Raw genomic sequence first — 19,871 nt, forward strand, 5'->3', positions numbered from 1 at the left:
GGCGTGGGATGAAGGTTCTTTCGGTCGCTTCCGAACTCTATCCGCTGATCAAGACTGGAGGGCTCGCGGATGTCGCGGGCGCTCTGCCGCTGGCGCTTAAAAAGCGCGGGGTGGCGACGAAGACGCTGGTGCCAGGCTATCCGGCAGTGATGGCAGCACTGCGCGAGGTGGCAATCCGGATGAGCTTCGACGACCTTCTGGGCGTGCGGGCCGACGTCCTGGAAGCGCAGGTGGCCGGGCTTGATCTTCTTGTTCTTGATGCCCCTGCCCTTTTCGATCGTGCCGGCGGGCCCTATGTCGACGTGCATGGCAAGGATCATCCCGACAACTGGCGGCGCTTCGCCGCGCTCTCGCTTGCCGGTGCGCGGATCGCGGCCGGAGAGCTGCCCGGCTGGCAGCCGGATCTCGTGCATGTCCACGATTGGCAGACCGGTCTCGTACCCGCTTACATGCGCTATTCCGGCAAACCTGCCTTGCCCAGCGTGATGACCATCCACAACATCGCCTTCCAGGGCAATTTCGGCGGCGAGATTTTTGGTGCGCTGGGCCTGCCGGCGCAGGCCATGGATGTCGAAGGCATCGAGTATTTCGGCCAGGTCAGCTACCTGAAGGCCGGCATCCAGACGGCCTGGGCGGTCAGCACCGTCAGCCCGTCCTACGCCGAGGAAATCCTGACGCCGGAGTTCGGCATGGGCATGGAAGGCCTGCTGAACCGTCGCATCGGCGACCTGCATGGCATCGTCAACGGCATCGACACGGACGTCTGGAACCCGCATACCGATCCCTCCGTCAGCCACCCCTTCGGCATCGACGACCTCGAGGCGCGACCGCTGAACAAGCGCGCTGTGGAGGCTCGGTTCGGCCTAATCGAGGATGACGGGCCGCTGTTCTGCGTCATCTCGCGGCTGACCTGGCAGAAGGGGCTGGATCTGGTTGCCGATGCTGTCGACGAGATCGTTTCGCTGGGAGGCCGCCTTGCGGTTCTGGGTTCAGGCGATGAGGCCATCGTCAACGCACTGCGGTCGGCAGCCTATCGCCATCCGGGCCGTGTCGGCCTCTCCGTCGCCTACGACGAGCCGCTGTCGCACCTGATGCAGGCCGGCTCCGACGCGATCCTGATCCCCTCGCGCTTCGAGCCCTGCGGTCTCACCCAGCTCTACGGGCTGCGCTACGGCTGCGTGCCGGTCGTATCGCGCACCGGCGGCCTCAACGACACAGTGATCGACGCAAATCCCGCAGCACTCGCCGCCGATGCCGCAACCGGCATTTCGTTCGGCCCGGTGACGCTCGAAAGCCTGAAACGGGCGCTCCGCCGCACCGTTCGCCTCTATGGGGACAGGCCGACTTGGGCGCGCATCCAGAAGCAGGGCATGACCTCCGACGTATCGTGGGAAAACAGCGCCGCGCTGTACCACAAACTCTATTCCAGCCTTCTACCGAAAGGTTCGCATTGATGATCAAGACCGTATCCACCGCTCCGTACCAGGACCAGAAACCGGGAACCTCCGGGCTCCGCAAGAAGGTGCCGGTCTTCCAGCAGGAAAACTACGCGGAGAACTTCATCCAGGCGATCTTCGACAGCCTGGAAGGCTACGAGGGCAAGATCCTGGTGATCGGCGGCGACGGCCGCTACTACAACCGCGAGGTCATCCAGAAGGCGCTGAAGATGGCAGCGGCAAGCGGCTTCGGCAAGGTGATGGTCGGCAAGGGCGGCATCCTGTCGACGCCGGCCGCCTCGCACATCATCCGCAAATACGGCGCCTTCGGCGGCATTGTGCTGTCGGCAAGCCACAATCCCGGCGGCCCGACCGAGGATTTCGGCATCAAGTACAATATCGGCAACGGCGGACCGGCACCGGAAAAGATCACCGATGCCATCTACGCCCGCACCAAGGTCATCGAGATCTACAAGATCGTTGAGGCCCCCGACGTCGATCTCGATACGGTCGGCAGCTTCGACCTTGCCGGCATGACGGTCGAGGTCATCGACCCGGTTGCCGACTATGCCGAGCTGATGGAAAGCCTGTTCGATTTTCCCGCCATCCGCAGCCTGATCGGCTCGGGTTTCCGCGTGGTGATCGATTCGATGAGCGCGGTGACCGGCCCCTATGCCGTCGAGATCCTGGAAAAGCGCCTGGGCGCTGCACCCGGATCGGTCCGCAACGAGATCCCGCTTCCGGACTTCGGCCACCATCATCCCGATCCCAACCTCGTCCACGCCAAGGAACTGTATGACGACGTGATGAGCGTCGACGGCCCGGACTTCGGTGCCGCGTCGGATGGCGATGGCGACCGCAACATGGTGGTCGGCAAGGGCATGTTCGTCACCCCGTCGGACAGTCTTGCGGTGATCGCCGCCAACGCCACCTGCGCGCCCGGCTACAAGGATGGCATCGCCGGCATCGCCCGCTCGATGCCGACCAGTGCCGCCGCCGACCGCGTGGCCGAAAAGCTCGGCATCGGCATGTACGAAACGCCGACCGGCTGGAAATACTTCGGCAACCTGCTCGACGCCGGCAAGGTGACGGTCTGCGGCGAGGAAAGCTTCGGCACCGGCTCCAGCCACGTGCGCGAGAAGGACGGCCTGTGGGCGATACTGTTCTGGCTGAACATCGTCGCGGCCCGTAAGCAGAGCGTCAAGGAGATCGTCACGGCGCACTGGGCGGAATACGGCCGCAACTACTATTCGCGCCACGACTATGAGGAGGTCGAGACGGACGCCGCCAATGGCCTGATGACTGCCCTGCGCGACAAGCTTGCCGACCTGCCCGGCCAGTCGTTCGGAAACCTGAAGGTGATTGCCGCCGACGACTTCGCCTACAACGATCCGGTCGATGGTTCGGTGTCGAAGAACCAGGGTATTCGCGTGCTCTTTGAAGGCGGCAGCCGAGTCGTCTTCCGGCTCTCCGGCACCGGCACCTCCGGCGCTACGCTTCGCCTCTATGTCGAGCGTTACGAGCCGGACGCCGGACGCCACGGCATCGAGACGCAGGAAGCGCTCGCAGATCTGATCGCCGTTGCCGACGAGATCGCCGGCATCAAGACCCGCACCGGCCGCGACGCCCCGACCGTCATCACCTGATTTGGCCCGCCGGCAGGCCAGACATCCATGATCTCAATGCGGCCCTGTTCCTGCGGAACGGGCCGCATTTGCATCGGGCTAGTCCTGCCGGATGTCGGGCTCGACCAGGTTCGCCAGTTGGACCAGCGATTCCTGCCAGCCCAGATAGCAGGCCGCCTCCGGAATGGCCTCGGGCACACCCTCCTGGGTGATGCTGAGTTCCGTTCCGCAGAAGACCGGCTTGAAGTCGACCGTTACCAACAACTCACCCGGCAGATTGGGATCGTCGAACACGTCGGTATAGCGGATGCGCTTGCCGGGCTCCAACTCCAGGTAGGAGCCGCCGAAGCTGTGCGTCTCTTCTGTCGTGAAGTTCGTGAACGACATCCTGAACGTCCCGCCGACGACGGGCTCGGCGTGGTGCATCTTGGCGGTGAAGCCATAGGGCGGCACCCATTTGCATTGAGCGTCCGGATCGACGAAAGCCCGGTAGACCTTGTCCGGCGCCGCCTTCAGCACCCTGTGCAGACGTATCGTATGCGTCATCGTTTTCACTCCTCCTGTTGACGATCGATTGGCAGAACGGTTTCCAGATAGGCCCGCAGGTGACCGAGGTTGTCGCGGGCAACCTGGGCTTCGAGCTTCGCCTTGGCGAAGATGAATGAGCCCTGCAACACCGCCTGGATGAAGTAGCCGAGGCTCTCCGGCGTCCATTCGGCGTTAGGCGCATAGAGTTCCTTGGCAGCCGCAATGTCGCGGGTCAGCACCGCGATATGGCGCGACATGCCCTCATCGCAGGCCGTCCTCACCTGCGGATGCGTCTGGTAGGTCTCCTGCACCAGCGTGCCGAGCAGGCAGGTGAACTCGGCGACCTCCATGTCGAGGATCTGAATGCGGAAGTCGACATAGCCGAGCAGGCGGTCCCGCGGATCGGCGACCCTGGCGAAGGCGGCCTGCGCAAACACCTCCTCGGTGAAGCGGTTCCAGAAGCCGACCGCCTGCAGGACAAGATCTTCCTTGCTGCTGAAATGGTGGAAGAAACTGCCTTTGGTCACGCCTGCAGTCGCGCAGATCGCATCCACAGTCGTCGCCGCATAGCCCTTGCTGCGGATCAACGACAGGGCGGCTTCGAGAAGCCGCGACTGCGACATGCTCTGCTGCTGCATGCGTGGGATCCTCCATACCAACCGGTATGGAGCTAATGAACATACCAAGAGGTATGGCGTCAAGAAGTTTTGGCTGTACGCGGCAAGCAAGTCAGCTAACAATGAGCGGACCGCGCTGAACGCAGATCCGGGAGCATCATGACAGCATCGCCGCTAGGGGCCGTTCCGACCGCAACGGGTGTCCGCTTCTCTTGTTTCTCCGCCCATGCGACCGGGATCGAGCTTTGCCTCTTCGACGCGGCGGGAAGGACCCAAATGCGGCGCCTGCCGATGCAGCGAGGGGAAGGCGACATCTTCTCGCTCGAGGTCGAAGATCTGCGGCCCGGCGCCCGCTACGGCTATCGCGCCTCCGGACCCTACGATCCCGATCGCGGCCTGTGGTTCGACCCGCAGAAGCTGCTGGTCGACCCTTACGCCGAAGAGCTGGACAGCGCCTTCCGCCATGATCCACGGCTCTCGCAGTTCGGCGTCGACACCGCCGATCTGGTTCCCAAAGGCGTCGTCACTCGGGACGTCGCCGTACCCACGGCTCCGCCACGCTTCACCCGGGGCGGCCTGATCTACGAGGTCGCAGTCCGGCCGTTCACCATGCTGCACCCGGACATCCCCGAAACGATGCGTGGGACGATCGCCGCGCTTGGGCATCCGTCGGTGATCGCCCACCTGAAGCGCATCGGCGTCTCGGCCGTGGAATTGCTGCCGATCACCGCCTGGATCGACGAGCGGCACCTGCCGGCGCTCGGACTGACCAATGGCTGGGGCTACAATCCGGTGGCCTTCATGGCACTTGATCCGCGGCTGGCGCCGGGCGGCATGAGCGAACTTGCCGAGACGGTGGCGGCGCTCCACCGCGAGGGAATCGGCACCATCCTCGACCTGGTGTTCAACCACACGGGCGAAAGCGACCGTTTTGGCGCGACGCTGTCGATGCGCGGGCTGGACAACCTCAGCTACTACCATCACATGCCCGGCGATCCGGGAACCCTCATCAACGATACCGGTACCGGCAACACGGTTGCCTGCGATCATCCGCAGGTGCGCCGCCTGATCGTTGACACGCTCCGCCATTTCGTCTCGCACGCTGGCATCGACGGCTTCCGCTTCGACCTTGCAACAGTGCTCGGCCGCAGCCTTCAGGGATTTTCGCGCGACAGCGAGACGCTGGCAGCGATCTTCGGTGACGACCTGCTGAAAGACCGCGTGCTGATCGCCGAACCCTGGGATATCGGTCCGGGCGGCTACCAGCTCGGCAATTTCCCGCCTCCATTCCTGGAATGGAACGACCGGGCGCGCGACGACCTGCGCCGCTACTGGCGCGGCGATGCCGGAATGACCGGGGCATTGGCGAGTGCTCTTGCCGGTTCCTCCGACATCTTCTCGGGACATGGCCAGACGCACACCCGCAGCGTCAACTTCCTTGCAGCCCATGACGGCTTCACCCTGATGGATCTCGTTTCGCACGCCCACAAGCACAACGAGGCAAACGGCGAGAACAATCGCGACGGCCATGACGACAACCACTCCTGGAACAACGGCGCCGAGGGCGCTTCTGCCGACGCGGCGATCAACGACGCGCGGCGCGCCGATGTGAAGGCGCTGTTGTCGACACTGTTTGCGACCCGCGGCGCGATCATGCTGACTGCCGGCGACGAAGGCGGACGCTCGCAGCAGGGCAACAACAACGCCTACGCGCAGGACAACCCCCTCACCTGGGTCCACTGGTCGACGCTCGACGAGACGCTGGTCGAGCATGCAAGCAGGCTGGCGCAGATCCGCCGCCGGTTCCAGGTCTTCTCCGAGACCGGCTTCTTTACTGGACAGGATGGTGATGTGGAGTGGCTGGACGCCGATGGTCTGCCGATGACCGCAGAGCAATGGCAGGCAGCCGATGCGACGCATCTGACAATGGTGCTGCGCACGGCCGATCGGGACGCGGGATCGGACACCCGTCTCGCCGTCATCTTCACTCGTGGCCGGTCTGCTTCGACGGTCACCCTCCCGGATCAGGACTGGCGCGATCTGATGACTGGGAGAGATGGGCGGCAGTTCGTCGTGGATCCACGTTCGGTGACCTTCGCCATTCCGCTGCCAACGGCAGAGAACCCCTAGTGAAGTGACTGAAAAACTGTAAGACTTGAAGAGGTCGAGCGACAGAATCAGAGGTATCGATGCCGCGTGAGATTTCGCTACGGGACGTAAAGGATCTGGTTGGTCAGGAGATCGGCGTCTCGGACTGGATCACGCTCGACCAGACGATGATCGACACCTTTGCGACGGCCACCCACGATCACCAGTTCATCCACGTCGATCCGGAACGTGCCGCCGCCGAAAGCGCATTCGGCGGCACGATCGCGCACGGCTTCCTGACGCTGTCCCTGCTTTCGGCGATGAACTACGATTCGCTGCCGCACATCCGCGAGCAGACGATGGGCCTCAACTACGGCTTCGACAAGATCCGCTTCGGCTCGCCGGTGCGCACCGGCAAGCGGATCCGCGGCCGCTTCACCCTCACCGAAGCGCGCTTTCGCGGCGCCGGCATGCTGATGACGACCTATGACGTAACGGTCGATATCGAGAACGAGCGCAAGCCCGCCTTGACCGCCACCTGGACGACCATCGTCCAATTCGATCCCGAGGACCGGCCGAACGACGCCTGATCTCGATACTGACGGAACGCGCCCTGGCGCCTCCGGGAAACTGCGCATGCCCCTGTTCTTCCATCCCATGCAGAGGTGTTGATGTTCCCGCTCTCCCACATGATGAAATCCTTCATCCGCAAGGGTCGCCTCACGGTGATCGATGCAACCGGTGCCCGCCACGTCTTCGAGGGAACGCCGGGGCTCTCCGTGACCATGCGGCTCACGGATCCCAAGCTCTACCGCAGCCTGGTCTTCAACCCGGAGCTTGCAGCGGGCGAAGCCTACATGGACGGCACCATGCGCTTCGAGGAGGGATCGAGCCTTCGCGACTTCCTGACGCTGTTTTCGGTCAACCGCCTGTCGCTCGGTTCCTACCCGCTGCAAAAGGTGCTGCGTGCCATCAAGATGAGGCTTCGCAAGCGTCAGCAGTCGAACCGCAAGGGAGAGGCGCAGCAGAACGTCGCGCATCACTACGATCTGGGCAACGACTTCTACAAGCTCTTCCTCGACGACAACATGCTCTACTCCTGCGCCTATTTCCGCGAACCGGACGAGACGCTCGAGCAGGCTCAGCGCAACAAGCTTCGGTTGCTGGCCGCAAAGCTCTGCCTGAAACCGGGCATGAAGATCCTCGATATCGGCTGCGGCTGGGGCGATCTGGCGCTCTACCTGGCATCGTTGGAGGACGTCCAGGTGACGGGCGTCACGCTGTCGACGGAACAGCAGACGCTGGCCTCCGAGCGTGCGGCCAAGGCGGGGCTGTCGGATCGCGTCAAGTTCGAGCTGAAGGACTACCGCGATGTCACCGACACCTTCGACCGCATCGTCTCGGTCGGCATGTTCGAGCATGTCGGCGTTCATCACTACGACGAGTTCTTCAAGAAGCTGAATGCCCTGATGCCGGACGACGGGCTCGCCGTCATCCACTCGATCGGCCATATGAGCCCGCCCGGCATGGCGAGCCCCTGGCTGCGCAAGTATATCTTCCCCGGCGCTTATTCGCCGGCCCTATCGGAGGTCTTCGAGGTCGTCGAACAGAACAGCCTGTGGGTGACCGATCTTGAGTTCCTGCGCATCCACTACGCCGAGACGCTGCGGCACTGGACGGAACGCTTCGAGAAGAACCGCGACCAGGTGATCGCGCTCTACGATGACCGTTTCGCGCGCATGTGGGAATTCTACCTGATCAGCGCCGAGATGATGTTCCGCACCGGAAGCCAACTGGTCTTCCACATGCAGCTGTCGCGCTCGCGCGATGCGGCACCCATCGTGCGCGACTACGTGACGGACAGGCAGCGCGAGTATATCGGGCGGGAGAAGGCGCTGGATCTGTCGCTTTAGGGGGCGATGATCATGAACATGGCGGCCATTGAACAGACGAAGCTGCTCGCGAATGCCTTCGATCGAGCATCGACCTCCTGCTTTACGGTCGGCATAGCGACGCCGCTGGTCGGTTACGGCTATAACGTCGCTGTCCTAGGGACCACTTCAGCCTGGCAGATCGTCACGAGCTTGCTGACTTGGTCGCTTCTCGCAATTGCACTACATTATCTGGCAAGAAGAACGCTGAGGAGGCTGCGATGACCGACTTCTGGTTCTACTACTCGATTGTACTGCCGGCGATCATCGTCTCGGTCGCCTATATCGCCATGCGCCTGCACGAGCGGGATCTGGACCGCAAGCAGAAACAGCGCCACCCGGGAGAGTAAAAGCTGCGAGGATGGAGGACGCTATAGCGCCGCATCCTCGGCCGCCTCGTGGAGCAGGCCGAACGCGTAGTCGGAAAACGAGCGCCAGCATTCCATGCGAAACGCGTCTTCTGCCGATCTGAAAACCACGACCTCGATCTTGCCGAACAGCGTGCGGGCGCAGGCACCGACCGGAAATGCCCTCAGCGACAGATCGAGCGGGCATCCGCCGTTCAGAGTTAGGGCAGCGCCAGGACCGGAGATCAGGATCGCCGTATTGCGGTGCGAGATGTCGGTCGCCGAATGCAGCACGCTTGAGCCACCGAGCGTCCTCATCAGGTCACTCTCGCCCTCGCCGATCAGCAGCCACTCATCCGGACCGAGCCAGAGTGCCGTCAGGCCGTTCCCGGACGTCGACGTTTTCGCCGTTGTTGGGAGATCAAGGCCGAGCCCCGACGACAGCGCGGCCACGTCTTCGGCGCGGACGCGTAGCGAGATTCGGGTCGCGGGGGCGGCGGGCGACAGGCTGACGACGGCAGAACCGCCATGGGCGCCGGACAGCGGCAGGCTGCGCAGTGCAGTTTCAACCATGAATACGGCCTCCGTCCTTGTCGAAGAACACCATGTCGGTGACTTCCACTTCCACCACCTTGTCCTTCATCGGCACGTAGAGTGTCTCTCCCATCCGCGCGCGACCGCCGGCAACCAGACCGATGGCGATCGACCGGCCGAGGTTCTCGGACCAATAGGCCGACGTGACATGACCGAGCATGGTCATCGGCTTTGGCTGGTCGGGATCGGCGACGATCTGCCCACCCTCCTCCAGCACCTCGATCGGGTCGCGGGTCAAGAGACCGACCAGCTGCTTGCGGTTGTCGCGCATCAGGTCCGGACGCTTCAGTCCCCGGATGCCGACGAAATCCGTCTTCTTCTTCGACACCGCCCAGGAGAGCCCGGCGTCGTCCGGCGTCACGGTCCCATCGGTATCCTGTCCGACGATGATGTAGCCCTTCTCGGCGCGCAGCACATGCATGGTCTCGGTGCCGTAGAGGCAGGCGCCCATGCCTTCCGCCCGCTCCGAGATCGCCTTCCAGACTGCCGCACCATAATCGGCCGGCACGTTGACTTCGAAGCCGAGCTCGCCGGTAAACGACATGCGGAAAAGCCGCGCCGGCACGCCCATCATGGTGCACTCGGCAACGCTCATGTGGGGGAAGGCTTCGTTCGACAGGTCCAGCCCGTCGACCAATGGCGCGATGATGTCGCGCGCCTTCGGGCCCTGTACCGCAATCACCGCCCATTGCTCCGTCGTCGAGGTCAGCCAGACCTTGAGATCCGGGAACTCGGTCTGCAGGTAATCCTCCATGTGCGCCATCACGCGCGGCGCACCACCTGTCGTCGTCGTCACATGGAAGCGATCCTCGGCGAGACGCCCGACGACGCCGTCGTCATAGATGAAGCCGTCCTCGCGGGTCATGATTCCATAGCGGCATTTGCCGGGTTTCAGCGTATCCCAGGCATTCGTGTAGAGAAGGTTGAGGAATATTGCCGCATCGGGGCCGACAACCTCGATCTTGCCGAGAGTCGAGGCGTCGAACACGCCGGCAGTCGCGCGCACCGTCCGGCATTCGCGGTTGACCGCCGCTGCCATGTCCTCGCCGCGCTGCGGGAAATACCAGGCGCGCTTCCAGTTGCCGACATCCTCGAAGGCGGCCCCGGCCTTTGCCAGTTCGCCGTGAAGCGGCGTCTTGCGGGCCGGGTCGAACAGGTCGCCGCGCGAATGGGCGACCAGCGTTCCGTACGTGACGGGCGTGTAGGGCGCCCGGAAGGTGGTGAGACCGACCTGCGGGATCTCTCGACCGAGCATCTCGGCAGCGATCGCCAGCCCATGCATGTTGGAGAGCTTGCCCTGGTCGGAGGCCATGCCGTTCGTGGTGAAGCGCTTGATGTGCTCGATCGAGTGCATGCCTTCGCGCACGGCAAGGCGGATATCCTTTGCCGTCACGTCGTGCTGGAAATCGACGAAGGCCTTGACGGTCTTGTCCTTGCCCGCACCTTCCGCCGCACCGATCATGCCGCCGGTCCAAGCAAAGGTAGATGTGCCGGATACTGAGACCGGTCCGCCGCCGGCCGCCGAGGCCTCGGCGAGCAGTGCGGAAAGGTCGTCCGTGCCGTTGCAGGCGCCGATGGAAACGCAGTCCTGCACATGAAGATCCGGCAGGAACCGGTCGCTCGCCTTGTCGAACTTGAGCTTGCCGCGCGATTGCGAGAATAGATGCACCGATGGCGTCCAGCCGCCGGACATCAGAAGCGCGTCGACGGCAATCTTGCGGTTAGTCTTCGAGCCGTTGCGGGCAACCGTCATCGACGAGATGCGCAGGCGCCCGGACGTATCGACGACCGAGTGACCGGTCAGCACCTCGATGCCGAGGCTGCGTGCAGCTGTAACCACGGCCTCCCCCGGTTCGCTGCGGCAATCGACGATGGCGGCGATATCGACGCCTGCCCGCTTCAGGTCGATGGCTGCCTCATAGGCGGAATCGTGCGCCGTGTAGACGCCGACCTTCGCGCCGACGGAAACGCCATAGTGGTTGAGGTAGGTGCGCGCCGCAGACGCCAGCATGATGCCGGGTCGATCGTTGTTGGCAAACACCATGTGCCGTTCGATGGCGCCGGTCGCCAGAACGACCTTCTTCGCCCGTACCTGCCACAACCGCTCGCGCGGCAGGTGGCGGCCGGGGTTCGGCAGATGATCGGTCACCCGCTCGACGAGGCCTATGAAATTGTGGTTGTAGTAGCCGAACACCGTCGTGCGGGTCAGAACCGTCACGTTCGGCATCGCTTCAAGCCGGGCCGCCGCATCCTGCGCCCACTCAAAACCGGGCTGACCGTTGATGGTGGTCGTACCGTCGAACAGCAGTGCGCCGCCGACTTCCGCCCGCTCGTCGACAAGAATGACCTCGACGCCCGTCTCTGCCGCCGACAGCGCTGCCGTCAGGCCAGCGATGCCGGCGCCGGCGACGAGGACATCGCAGTGGGCAAACCGGTTGGCGTAATGGTCGGGATCCGCTTCCGTCGGCGCGACGCCGAGGCCCGCAGCGCGGCGAATGATCGGTTCGTAGAGCTTCGCCCAGGCCTCCTTCGGCCACATGAAGGTCTTGTAATAGAAGCCGGCGGCAAAGAACGGCGACAGCAGGTTGTTGATGGCCCCCGTGTCGAAGGCGAGCGTCGGCCAGCGGTTTTGCGACCGGATGATCGCGCCGTCGAAAACCTCCTGCACGCTGGCGCGCACGTTTGGCTGACGGCGGGCAGCATCGCGCGCCACGTCGATGAGTGCGTTCGGTTCTTCGGCACCGGCCGACAGCACACCGCGCGGGCGGTGATACTTGAACGAGCGGCCCATCAGGTGGACGCCGTTTGCGAGCAGCGCCGAGGCGACCGTGTCGCCCTCAAGGGCGGTGTAGCTCTTGCCATCAAAGGTGAAGCGGGCGGTGCGGGCGGGCGTCAGCCGACCGGCACCCTTGATGCGGAAATCGCCGATGGTCCGGGAAGAGCTCATCGGGCGTCTCCCTCCGTCTGTTCATAGGTCTCGACGGTCTTTTCCGTGGCACCGGTTTCGGGCAGAGGCGGCTTTGGCAGTCCGGCCTTGTACGTCATCAGGAACCGGTCGCTCACCGTATCGCGGATGGCGTTGAAGAACCGGCCGCAGCCGTGAATGTGCCGCCAGCGCTCATAGGCGACGCCCTTGGTATTGTCGCGCAGGAAGAAGAACTCGGCGAACTCCTCGTCCGAGATCGCCGCGATGTTCTCGGGCCGGGCGATGTGCGCCTCGCCGGCCCAGCGGAATTCCAGCTCTGCGCGGTCGTCGTCGCAATAAGGGCAGTGGATCAGAAACATGGTCTTCCTCGCGTCAATGCGCCACCGCAGCCGCAGCCGCCTCGTCGATCAGCCGCCCGGTGCGGAAGCGATCGAGGTTGAGGCCGGAGGCCAGCCGGTGCGGCTCCCCCTTGGCGATCAGCCAGGCGAACAGGTTGGCCGAGCCGGGCGTGGCCTTGAAACCGCCGGTCCCCCAGCCGCAGTTGACGAACAGGTTCGGCACGGGCGTGACGCTCTGGATCGCCGAACGGTCCGGCGTGTTGTCGGTGATGCCGCCCCACTGGCGCATCATCTTCACCCGACGGAAGATCGGGAACAGCTCGCAGATTGCGTCGAGCGTGTGGGTAATGATCTGCAGCCCGCCGGTCTGGCTGTAGGAGTGGTACTGGTCGGTGCCGGCACCGATCACCAGCTCGCCTTTGTCGGACTGCGAGATGTAGGCGTGCACGGTGTTCGACATGACGACGCACGGGAAGATCGGCTTCAGCGGCTCCGACACGAGCGCCTGCAGCGGGTTGCTGGTCAGCGGCACCCGCACATCGGCCATCTGCATCAGCATCGATGAGTGACCGGAGGCGGACACGCCGATCTTCTTGGCGCCGATGAAGCCGCGGCTGGTCTCGACGCCGATCACCTCGCCGGCCGGACCGCGGCGGATGCCGGTCACTTCGCAGTTCTGGATGATGTGCACGCCGCGATCCGATGCGGCGCGGGCATAGCCCCAGGCGACCGCATCGTGGCGGGCCGTACCGCCGCGTTTCTGAAGCGCCGCGCCGTTGATCGGATAGCGAGCGGTGCCGGAGATATCGAGCGGCGGACAGAACTTCTTCGCCTGCTCCGGAGTCAGCCATTCGTTGTCGATGCCGTACAGCCGGTTGGCGTTGATGTGGCGCTTGAAGCTCTGCTGGTCATGGGTGTTGTGCGACAGCATCATCACGCCGCGCGGCGAATACATGACGTTATAATTGAGCTCCTGGCTCAAGCCTTCCCAGAGCTTCAGGGAATGCTCGTAGATGTCCATGCTCTCTTCATAAAGATAGTTGGAGCGGATGATGGTGGTATTGCGGCCGGTATTGCCGCCGCCCAGCCAGCCCTTCTCGATCACCGCGACATTGGTGATGCCATGTTCCTTGGCCAGGTAATAGGCAGCACCCAGACCATGTCCGCCACCGCCAATGATGATCACGTCATAAGCGGATCGCGGCTCCGGCGAGACCCAGTGCGGATCCCATCCCTTGTGGCTGCGCATGGCTTCTCTGACCACCGCGAAGACGGAATATTTGCGCATGCCGCTTGTCGCTCCTTAGCACCCATGGGAACCGGCCCTTGGGTAGAGCCATACTGATCGCAAATCAACATGCGCCGCAATGGCTGCTTTGCGACGCATTCAACCACTGCTTTCGACACACGCAACATCTGTGCGGGGCATGCAGCGCTTGCCGCACTGATTCCACGGGATCGGCGCCAGCACTGCGCCGCATCGGCGACCGATCAGACACGTCGAACCTCTCGCAAGCAGCCCCGGAACATGCAGCAACCCTGCAACACAAGCCCTGTAGCCTAGGCGGTTCAGGCGAATTTCCACCTTGGGGGTTGCAAGTCGGCTAGACTTCCCCATGGCCATCTGTTATCTGCCTCACCAATCGCCCGGCTTGAACGCCGCGCGCAACCTATTGCTTCGTTCCGGACTGGACAGTTTCGGGGCGGTCAACTCGAAGAACCAAAGGAACGGGATTCACGTGCAGGTACTTGTCCGCGACAATAACGTCGATCAGGCTCTCCGCGCTCTCAAGAAGAAGATGCAGCGCGAAGGCATTTTCCGTGAAATGAAGATGCGCGATTTCTACGAGAAGCCGTCTCAGAAGCGCGCCCGCGAAAAGGCTGAAGCCGTTCGCCGCGTCCGCAAGCTTGCGCGCAAGCGCATGCAGCGCGAAGGCCTGCTGCCGGCTGCCCGTACCGCCGGTCGCTGATCGGCCGCGTTTTCGACGTTTTTTCGTGATTGAAGGCGGGGGCGACTGGTTCGCCACCGCTTTTTTGATTTTCCCCTGGACCGTTATAGTTCGTCGTCACACGAGGACCTGCGCCTGATGGCCGCCATGACCGCCGCAATTTCGCATGCCGCTTCCGTTGCCCGAGACCACTCTCGCCGCCTTTCAAAGAACGGATTGTCGCGTAGCGCTCTGTTGCTGGCCGGCCTGACGCTCGCCGGCTGCCAGTCGACGACGAGCACGGACCTGATCCGCCTGGACAGCGCCCAGGGCTCCGAGCAGAACATCGCTTCGCTGTCGTCGGTGATCAGCTCCAATCCGCAGGATCCAGAAGGCTACAACGTCCGGGGCACCGCCTATGGACGGGCCGGCGATTTCCGTCGTGCGCTTGACGACTTCAACCGTGCGATCCAGATGAACCCACGGTTCTACCAGGCCTACGCCAACCGCGCGCTCGTCTACCGCAACATGGGCAAGCCATCGGAAGCGGTGAACGACTACAACACGGCGCTGCAGCTGAACCCGGATTACGACGTCGCGCTCATCGGCCGCGGCAACATCTTCCGCCAGGCCGGCCGAACCAACGAAGCGTTCACCGACTTCAACCGCGCCATCCAGCTGGAAACCACCGACGGCCGGGCCTGGCACAATCGCGGCCTGATCTATCAGGTCCGTAACCAGCACGCCCAGGCGATCGAGGACTTCTCCAAGGCCCTCTCGCTGTCGCCGTCCTCGCCGGAACCGTATAACGGCCGCGGCGTCTCCTATCTGGCGCTCAACGACGACGACAATGCCTTCGCCGACTTCAACCACGCGATCGAGCTGAACGACAAGCTCGCCGAATCCTGGGTCAACCAGGCGCTGGTCTATGAGCGCAAGAGCGACCGCGGCCGGGCCTTCAAGTCCTACAGCCACGCCGTCCGCCTGGATCCGAACTACAAGCCGGCGCAGGATGGCGTTGCCCGTACCCGCGGCGCCAGCGGCTGACGCTTCTGCTGCCGGATAGATGACGTTACAAGAAGGCCCGGATCATGTGATCCGGGCCTTCTTCGTTCACCATTCCAATGTGAGTCCGCGTGCGCGATCAGCGCAGCAGGTAGAACCCGGCGGCGTTCAGGATGACGAACAGCAAGAGGCCGCCGATGAGGCCGCCGCCGGCGAAAAATCCGCCGACCATCGCCAGCATCAGCACCACCACCATCATCGTGCCCCACTTCGCGCCAGCAAGAAACGAGGTGTAGGTCTTCTCGTGCTCGCGATAATCCATCGTCGCGCCCGTCTCGATCGGCCCGCTATGATGATCGTCCATGATGTCCCCTCCCGATACTGCGCCGGCCCCTATAGGAGGCCGCGCTCGTCCAAATCCGTGTTTCGCCCGAAGCTACACAAGATCAACCGGAGTGGCAATTGCGACAGCGAAATCACCGCATGCTGTAGCTCTCTCGCTGTCACCCAGCTCTGCTTTCAAATTCTTGCGTCATTCATGCATCTGGCGACACAAAATGCGGGAAAGCGGGGGCTCCGCGACTTTTGACGTGTTGCGCGCGGAAGGCATTCGGACTTATGGGATTAGCAACAAGGCATTAGTTCGGGGGGAACGCATGGCTATTCTCATTGCTGTCAGCCGCATCGTCGATGCGGTGACGGGGTTCATAGGCCGTTGGGTCTCATGGCTGCTTCTGGCGGCGGTGCTGATCAGCTCCGGCAACGCCATCTTGCGCAAGTCCTTCGACATTTCTTCCAACGCCTGGCTGGAGGTGCAGTGGTACCTCTACGGAACGGTGTTCATGCTGGCGGCCGCCTATGCGCTGCTGAAGAACGAGCATGTGCGGATCGACATCCTGTCCTCGACCTGGAGCAAGCGCACCCGCGATATCATCGACCTGGTGCTGCACGCGATCTTCCTCGTACCCTTCGCCGGGCTGATGACTTATCTCGCCTGGCCGTGGTTCTGGCTCTCCTTCACCTCCGGCGAAATTTCCGGCAATGCCGGCGGCCTCATCATCTGGCCGGCCAAGCTCGTCGTGCTCGTCGGTTTCGGGCTGCTGCTCGCCCAGGCCTTCTCGGAGATCATCAAGCGCTTCGCCATCGTCACGGGACGAATGGCTGATCCGCGCGAGGATCTGTCCGAAGACGCCCGAGCGGCTGCACGGGAGGTCTGAGATGCTCGCTGACATCATTCACCTCGTCGCCCACAACCTGCCGCTCGTCATGTTCACGACGGTGATGGGCATGCTGCTGCTAGGCTATCCTGTCGCCTTCACCCTGGCGGCCGGCGGTCTTCTCTATTTCGTCGTCGGCGTCGAACTGTCGGCGATCTCGCCCGACATCCGGCTGTTCTGGCCACTGCTGCAATCGCATCCCGAGCGCATCTACGGGATCATGTACAACGACACGCTGCTGTCGATCCCGTTCTTCACCTTCATGGGCATCATCCTTGAGCGATCGCGCATGGCGGAAGACCTGCTGGACACGATCGGCCAGCTGTTCGGGCCTATTCGCGGCGGACTTGCCTACGCGGTCATCCTGGTCGGCGCGCTGCTCGGCGCCACCACCGGCGTCGTCGCCGCCTCGGTGATGGCCATGGGCCTCATCTCGCTGCCGATCATGATGCGCTACGGCTACAATCGTCCGCTGGTTTCCGGCACGATCGCCGCATCGGGAACGCTGGCGCAGATCGTGCCGCCGTCGCTGGTGCTGATCGTCATGGCCGACCAGCTCGGCCGTTCGGTCGGCGACATGTACGTGGCCGCCCTCTACCCGGCGCTGCTGATCATCGCCAGCTACTGCGCCTACATCTTCGCCGTCTCGATGCTGAAGCCGGAATGGGCGCCTGCCCTTCCGCCGGAAGCCCGGACCCTCGGCAATGGCGTCACGTCGCTGCTGGTGATGATGGTGCTGGCCGTTGGCCTCTACTTCATCGGCATCAACCTGCTGTTCCTCGGCGTTGCGAGCGAGGAGTGGCGGTTCGTCGCGGCGCTGGCGTTCGCGGTAATCGCCGTCTACGGCGTGGCCCTGTTCAACAGCCGCAGCGACAAGAAGATCATCTCGCGCCTTGCCGAGCAGGTGATCATCGTTCTCGTTCCGCCGCTGGCACTGATCTTCCTGGTGCTCGGCACCATCTTCCTCGGCATCGCCACGCCGACGGAAGGCGGCGCCATGGGCGCCACCGGCGCGCTCATCCTCGCGCTCGCCAAGCGACGCCTGTCGCTGTCGATCGTCAAGAATGCGCTGGACGCGACGACCCGCCTTTCCGCCTTCGTCATGATGATCCTCATCGGTGCACGCGTCTTCGGCCTCACCTTCTACGGCATCAACGGCAACGTCTGGATGGAAGAGCTGTTGCTCGCCCTGCCCGGCGGCGAATACGGCTTCCTGGTCGTCGTTACCATCATCGTCTTCATTCTCGGCTGCTTCCTCGACTTCTTCGAGATCGCCTTCATCATGGTGCCGCTGCTGGCGCCGGTGGCGGACAAGCTGGGCATCGACCTCGTCTGGTTCGGCATCATCCTCGGCATCAACCTGCAGACGTCGTTCCTCACCCCGCCGTTCGGCTTCTCGCTGTTCTTCCTGCGCTCCATCGCGCCGGTCGGCAGCTGGGTCGACAAGGTCACCGGAAAGACCATGCCGGGCGTCAGGACGAAGGAGATCTATAAGGGCGTCTTCCCCTACATCATCATCCAGTTCGTGATGATCCTGGTGGTCATCGCCTTCCCCGGCCTGGTGATGCATTACAAGACGGACAATCCACTCCCCGACCCGTCGACCCAGGAGATTCAGCTGCCCGGCTCCGGCCCCGGTGCCCTCGACGGCGGTGCCAACCCGCTGGGCCTTCCCCCGATCGGCGGAGGCAGTGCCGGATCGGCTCCGCAGATGGGCCTGCCGCCGCTCAACCTCGGCGGCGATCCGCCGCCGGCAGGCACGCAACCGGCGCAGCCGACGACGCCGGCGTTCGGCCTGCCGCCCCTACAGGGACTTCCAGGCGAGCCGGCGACCGGACCTGCGCCAGCCTCTCCGGCTCCAGCCCCGCAGCCGGATCTCAGCCAGCCGCCGAAATTGTAGAGGCAGCCCGCGCCGGCTTGATCGGCACCGGGCCGGCCACGCCTAGATGTTCCAGAATGGCGGCAGAAATGAAAAAGCCCGGTGCGCAGGCACCGGGCTTTTCCGTCTGTCGAAGAATGTCCTTCGGAGCGATCAGAGCTTGCCGTTGCGCTGCTGGATCATCATGAACGTGTCATAGGTGTATTCCGACAGCTGCATCCACAGATAGGCTTCCTTCTTGAACGCCACCTGGTCGTCGTAGATCTTCTTGAACGTCGGGTTCTTGGACGAGATGTCGGCATACACCTCCTTGGCAGCGTCGAAGCAGGCCGAGAGGATGTCCTGGCTGAACGGCCGCAGCACCGTGCCCTGCGCCGCCAGTTCGCGAATGGCGATCGGGTTCTTCTTGTCGTACTTGGCCATCATGCTGGTGTTGGCAAAGGCGCAGGCATCCTGCAGCGCTGCCTGGTAAGCCTTCGGCAGGGCGTCGAACTTTTCCTTGTTGGCAAAGGCATGGATGACCGGACCGCCCTCCCAGAAGGCCGGGTAGTAGTAATACTTGGCGACCTTGTAGAAGCCGAGCTTCTGGTCGTCATACGGACCGACCCATTCGGCCGCATCGATGGTGCCCTTCTCCAGTGCCGGATAGATGTCGCCGCCGGCGATCTGCTGCGGCACGACGCCGAGTTTCTCGACGACCCGGCCGGCGAGGCCGGCGATGCGCATCTTGACTCCCTTGAAGTCTTCGACCGTATTGATCTCCTTGCGGAACCAGCCGCCCATCTGGGCGCCGGTATTGCCGGCGATGAAGCCGTAGAGGCCGTGCGTGGCATAGAACTCGTTCATCAGTCGGTTGCCATTTCCTTCATAGAACCAGGAATTGGTCAGCCGCGCATTGAGCCCGAAGGGGATCGCCGTCCCGATCGCGAATGTCGGGTCCTTGCCGACATAATAATAGGAGCAGGTGTGGCACATCTCGACCGTGCCCGACGACACGGCGTCGGCCGCCTGCAGGCCGGGTACGATTTCGCCGGCTGCAAACGTCTGGATCGCGAAATTGCCGTCGGTAGCGGCAGCGACGTGCTTGGCAAGATCCTCGGCACCGCCGTAGATCGTGTCGAGCGACTTCGGAAACGATGACGTCAGGCGCCAATTTATCTTCGGCAGGGCCTGCGCCAGAGCCGGCGCCGCAAGCGTGGTTGCAGCTGCAGCGCCGATACCGGTCACTGCCGCCTTCTTGAAGAATGCACGACGATCCATGAAAAACCTCCCCGGGTTATGGCAGCCGGCAATCCTGTTCCCCTTGCCTGCGCCATAACAAAGTAACCATGCCCGGTTTTGGCGTGCAAGAAGCCAATAATACTGGGGGCCGGCAAACGCGGAAAACCGATAGATACTTTCGTCTAACGTCC

The 19,871-nt window shown here is 63.3% G+C and carries 19 protein-coding genes; 11 read left to right on the top strand and 8 right to left on the bottom strand.

Features of this window, described 5'->3' with window-relative positions:
* The first annotated feature begins 8 nt into the window (after positions 1–8).
* Together glgA and ACR65N_RS14205 are read left to right on the top strand one after the other, a co-directional pair.
* Positions 9–1,454, top strand: a complete 1,446-nt coding sequence (glgA, locus tag ACR65N_RS14200) for a glycogen synthase GlgA (RefSeq protein WP_440457535.1) — start codon at positions 9–11, stop codon at positions 1,452–1,454.
* Positions 1,454–3,082, top strand: a complete 1,629-nt coding sequence (locus ACR65N_RS14205; RefSeq protein ID WP_440457536.1) for an alpha-D-glucose phosphate-specific phosphoglucomutase — start codon at positions 1,454–1,456, stop codon at positions 3,080–3,082. The genes glgA and ACR65N_RS14205 overlap by 1 nt, the downstream gene beginning before the upstream one ends.
* A gap of 78 nt (positions 3,083–3,160) precedes the next feature.
* Here ACR65N_RS14205 and ACR65N_RS14210 read toward each other — a convergent pair whose 3' ends face one another.
* Both ACR65N_RS14210 and ACR65N_RS14215 read right to left on the bottom strand, forming a co-directional pair.
* A complete protein-coding gene (locus tag ACR65N_RS14210) occupies positions 3,161–3,607 on the bottom strand; it encodes an SRPBCC family protein (protein WP_430304570.1) in 447 nt (148 codons plus the stop codon).
* Positions 3,608–3,612: 5 nt separating this feature from the next.
* On the bottom strand, positions 3,613–4,227 hold the full coding sequence (locus ACR65N_RS14215; protein ID WP_440457537.1) for a TetR/AcrR family transcriptional regulator: 615 nt from the start codon (positions 4,225–4,227) through the stop codon (positions 3,613–3,615).
* 138 nt (positions 4,228–4,365) lie between these two features.
* Between ACR65N_RS14215 and glgX the strand changes: the two genes are divergently transcribed.
* The 5 genes from glgX (at position 4,366) to ACR65N_RS14240 (ending at position 8,575) form a co-directional block, all read left to right on the top strand.
* Entirely contained in the window at positions 4,366–6,336 is a 1,971-nt protein-coding gene (gene glgX / locus ACR65N_RS14220) for a glycogen debranching protein GlgX (protein WP_440457538.1), read from the top strand.
* 59 nt (positions 6,337–6,395) lie between these two features.
* A complete protein-coding gene (locus ACR65N_RS14225; protein ID WP_440457539.1) occupies positions 6,396–6,884 on the top strand; it encodes a MaoC family dehydratase in 489 nt (162 codons plus the stop codon).
* Positions 6,885–6,965: 81 nt separating this feature from the next.
* Entirely contained in the window at positions 6,966–8,207 is a 1,242-nt protein-coding gene (locus ACR65N_RS14230; protein ID WP_440457540.1) for a class I SAM-dependent methyltransferase, read from the top strand.
* A 12-nt stretch (positions 8,208–8,219) separates the two neighbouring features.
* Complete coding sequence (locus ACR65N_RS14235) at positions 8,220–8,450, top strand: hypothetical protein (RefSeq protein ID WP_440457541.1); 231 nt, start codon at positions 8,220–8,222, stop codon at positions 8,448–8,450.
* Positions 8,447–8,575 (top strand): hypothetical protein, encoded by a 129-nt coding sequence (locus ACR65N_RS14240; protein WP_440457542.1) that lies wholly within the window; start codon positions 8,447–8,449, stop codon positions 8,573–8,575. The genes ACR65N_RS14235 and ACR65N_RS14240 overlap by 4 nt, the downstream gene beginning before the upstream one ends.
* Before the next feature lie 21 nt (positions 8,576–8,596).
* Here ACR65N_RS14240 and ACR65N_RS14245 read toward each other — a convergent pair whose 3' ends face one another.
* Genes ACR65N_RS14245 through ACR65N_RS14260 form a run of 4 tightly spaced genes read right to left on the bottom strand, consistent with a single transcriptional unit; the run spans position 8,597 to position 13,718 of the window.
* A complete protein-coding gene (locus ACR65N_RS14245; RefSeq protein ID WP_440457543.1) occupies positions 8,597–9,145 on the bottom strand; it encodes a sarcosine oxidase subunit gamma in 549 nt (182 codons plus the stop codon).
* Positions 9,138–12,113, bottom strand: coding sequence for a sarcosine oxidase subunit alpha (locus tag ACR65N_RS14250; RefSeq protein ID WP_440457544.1), 2,976 nt, complete (start codon positions 12,111–12,113; stop codon positions 9,138–9,140). Before ACR65N_RS14250 ends, ACR65N_RS14245 begins: the two co-directional genes overlap by 8 nt.
* The gene (locus ACR65N_RS14255) at positions 12,110–12,451 is read right to left on the bottom strand and encodes a sarcosine oxidase subunit delta (RefSeq protein WP_440457545.1); all 342 of its coding nucleotides are present in this window, start codon (positions 12,449–12,451) and stop codon (positions 12,110–12,112) included. Before ACR65N_RS14255 ends, ACR65N_RS14250 begins: the two co-directional genes overlap by 4 nt.
* Positions 12,452–12,464: 13 nt before the next feature.
* Positions 12,465–13,718 (bottom strand): sarcosine oxidase subunit beta family protein, encoded by a 1,254-nt coding sequence (locus ACR65N_RS14260; protein ID WP_440457546.1) that lies wholly within the window; start codon positions 13,716–13,718, stop codon positions 12,465–12,467.
* Between the two features lie 451 nt (positions 13,719–14,169).
* On the opposite strand from ACR65N_RS14260, the gene rpsU reads away from it, so the two are divergent.
* A complete protein-coding gene (gene rpsU, locus ACR65N_RS14265) occupies positions 14,170–14,400 on the top strand; it encodes a 30S ribosomal protein S21 (RefSeq protein ID WP_430304583.1) in 231 nt (76 codons plus the stop codon).
* Between the two features lie 117 nt (positions 14,401–14,517).
* Positions 14,518–15,405: a tetratricopeptide repeat protein gene (locus ACR65N_RS14270; RefSeq protein WP_430304584.1), complete on the top strand. Its 888-nt coding sequence runs from the start codon at positions 14,518–14,520 to the stop codon at positions 15,403–15,405.
* 97 nt (positions 15,406–15,502) lie between these two features.
* Here ACR65N_RS14270 and ACR65N_RS14275 read toward each other — a convergent pair whose 3' ends face one another.
* The gene (locus ACR65N_RS14275; RefSeq protein WP_430304585.1) at positions 15,503–15,727 is read right to left on the bottom strand and encodes an aa3-type cytochrome c oxidase subunit IV; all 225 of its coding nucleotides are present in this window, start codon (positions 15,725–15,727) and stop codon (positions 15,503–15,505) included.
* Between the two features lie 292 nt (positions 15,728–16,019).
* Between ACR65N_RS14275 and ACR65N_RS14280 the strand changes: the two genes are divergently transcribed.
* Positions 16,020–16,580 (top strand): TRAP transporter small permease subunit, encoded by a 561-nt coding sequence (locus tag ACR65N_RS14280; RefSeq protein WP_440457547.1) that lies wholly within the window; start codon positions 16,020–16,022, stop codon positions 16,578–16,580.
* A gap of 13 nt (positions 16,581–16,593) precedes the next feature.
* Positions 16,594–18,480, top strand: a complete 1,887-nt coding sequence (locus ACR65N_RS14285) for a TRAP transporter large permease (protein ID WP_440457768.1) — start codon at positions 16,594–16,596, stop codon at positions 18,478–18,480.
* 132 nt (positions 18,481–18,612) lie between these two features.
* On the opposite strand, the gene ACR65N_RS14290 is transcribed toward ACR65N_RS14285, so the two are convergent.
* Entirely contained in the window at positions 18,613–19,719 is a 1,107-nt protein-coding gene (locus ACR65N_RS14290; RefSeq protein ID WP_440457548.1) for a TRAP transporter substrate-binding protein, read from the bottom strand.
* Positions 19,720–19,871 lie beyond the last annotated feature (152 nt).

Source organism: Rhizobium sp. SAFR-030, from assembly GCF_059415005.1.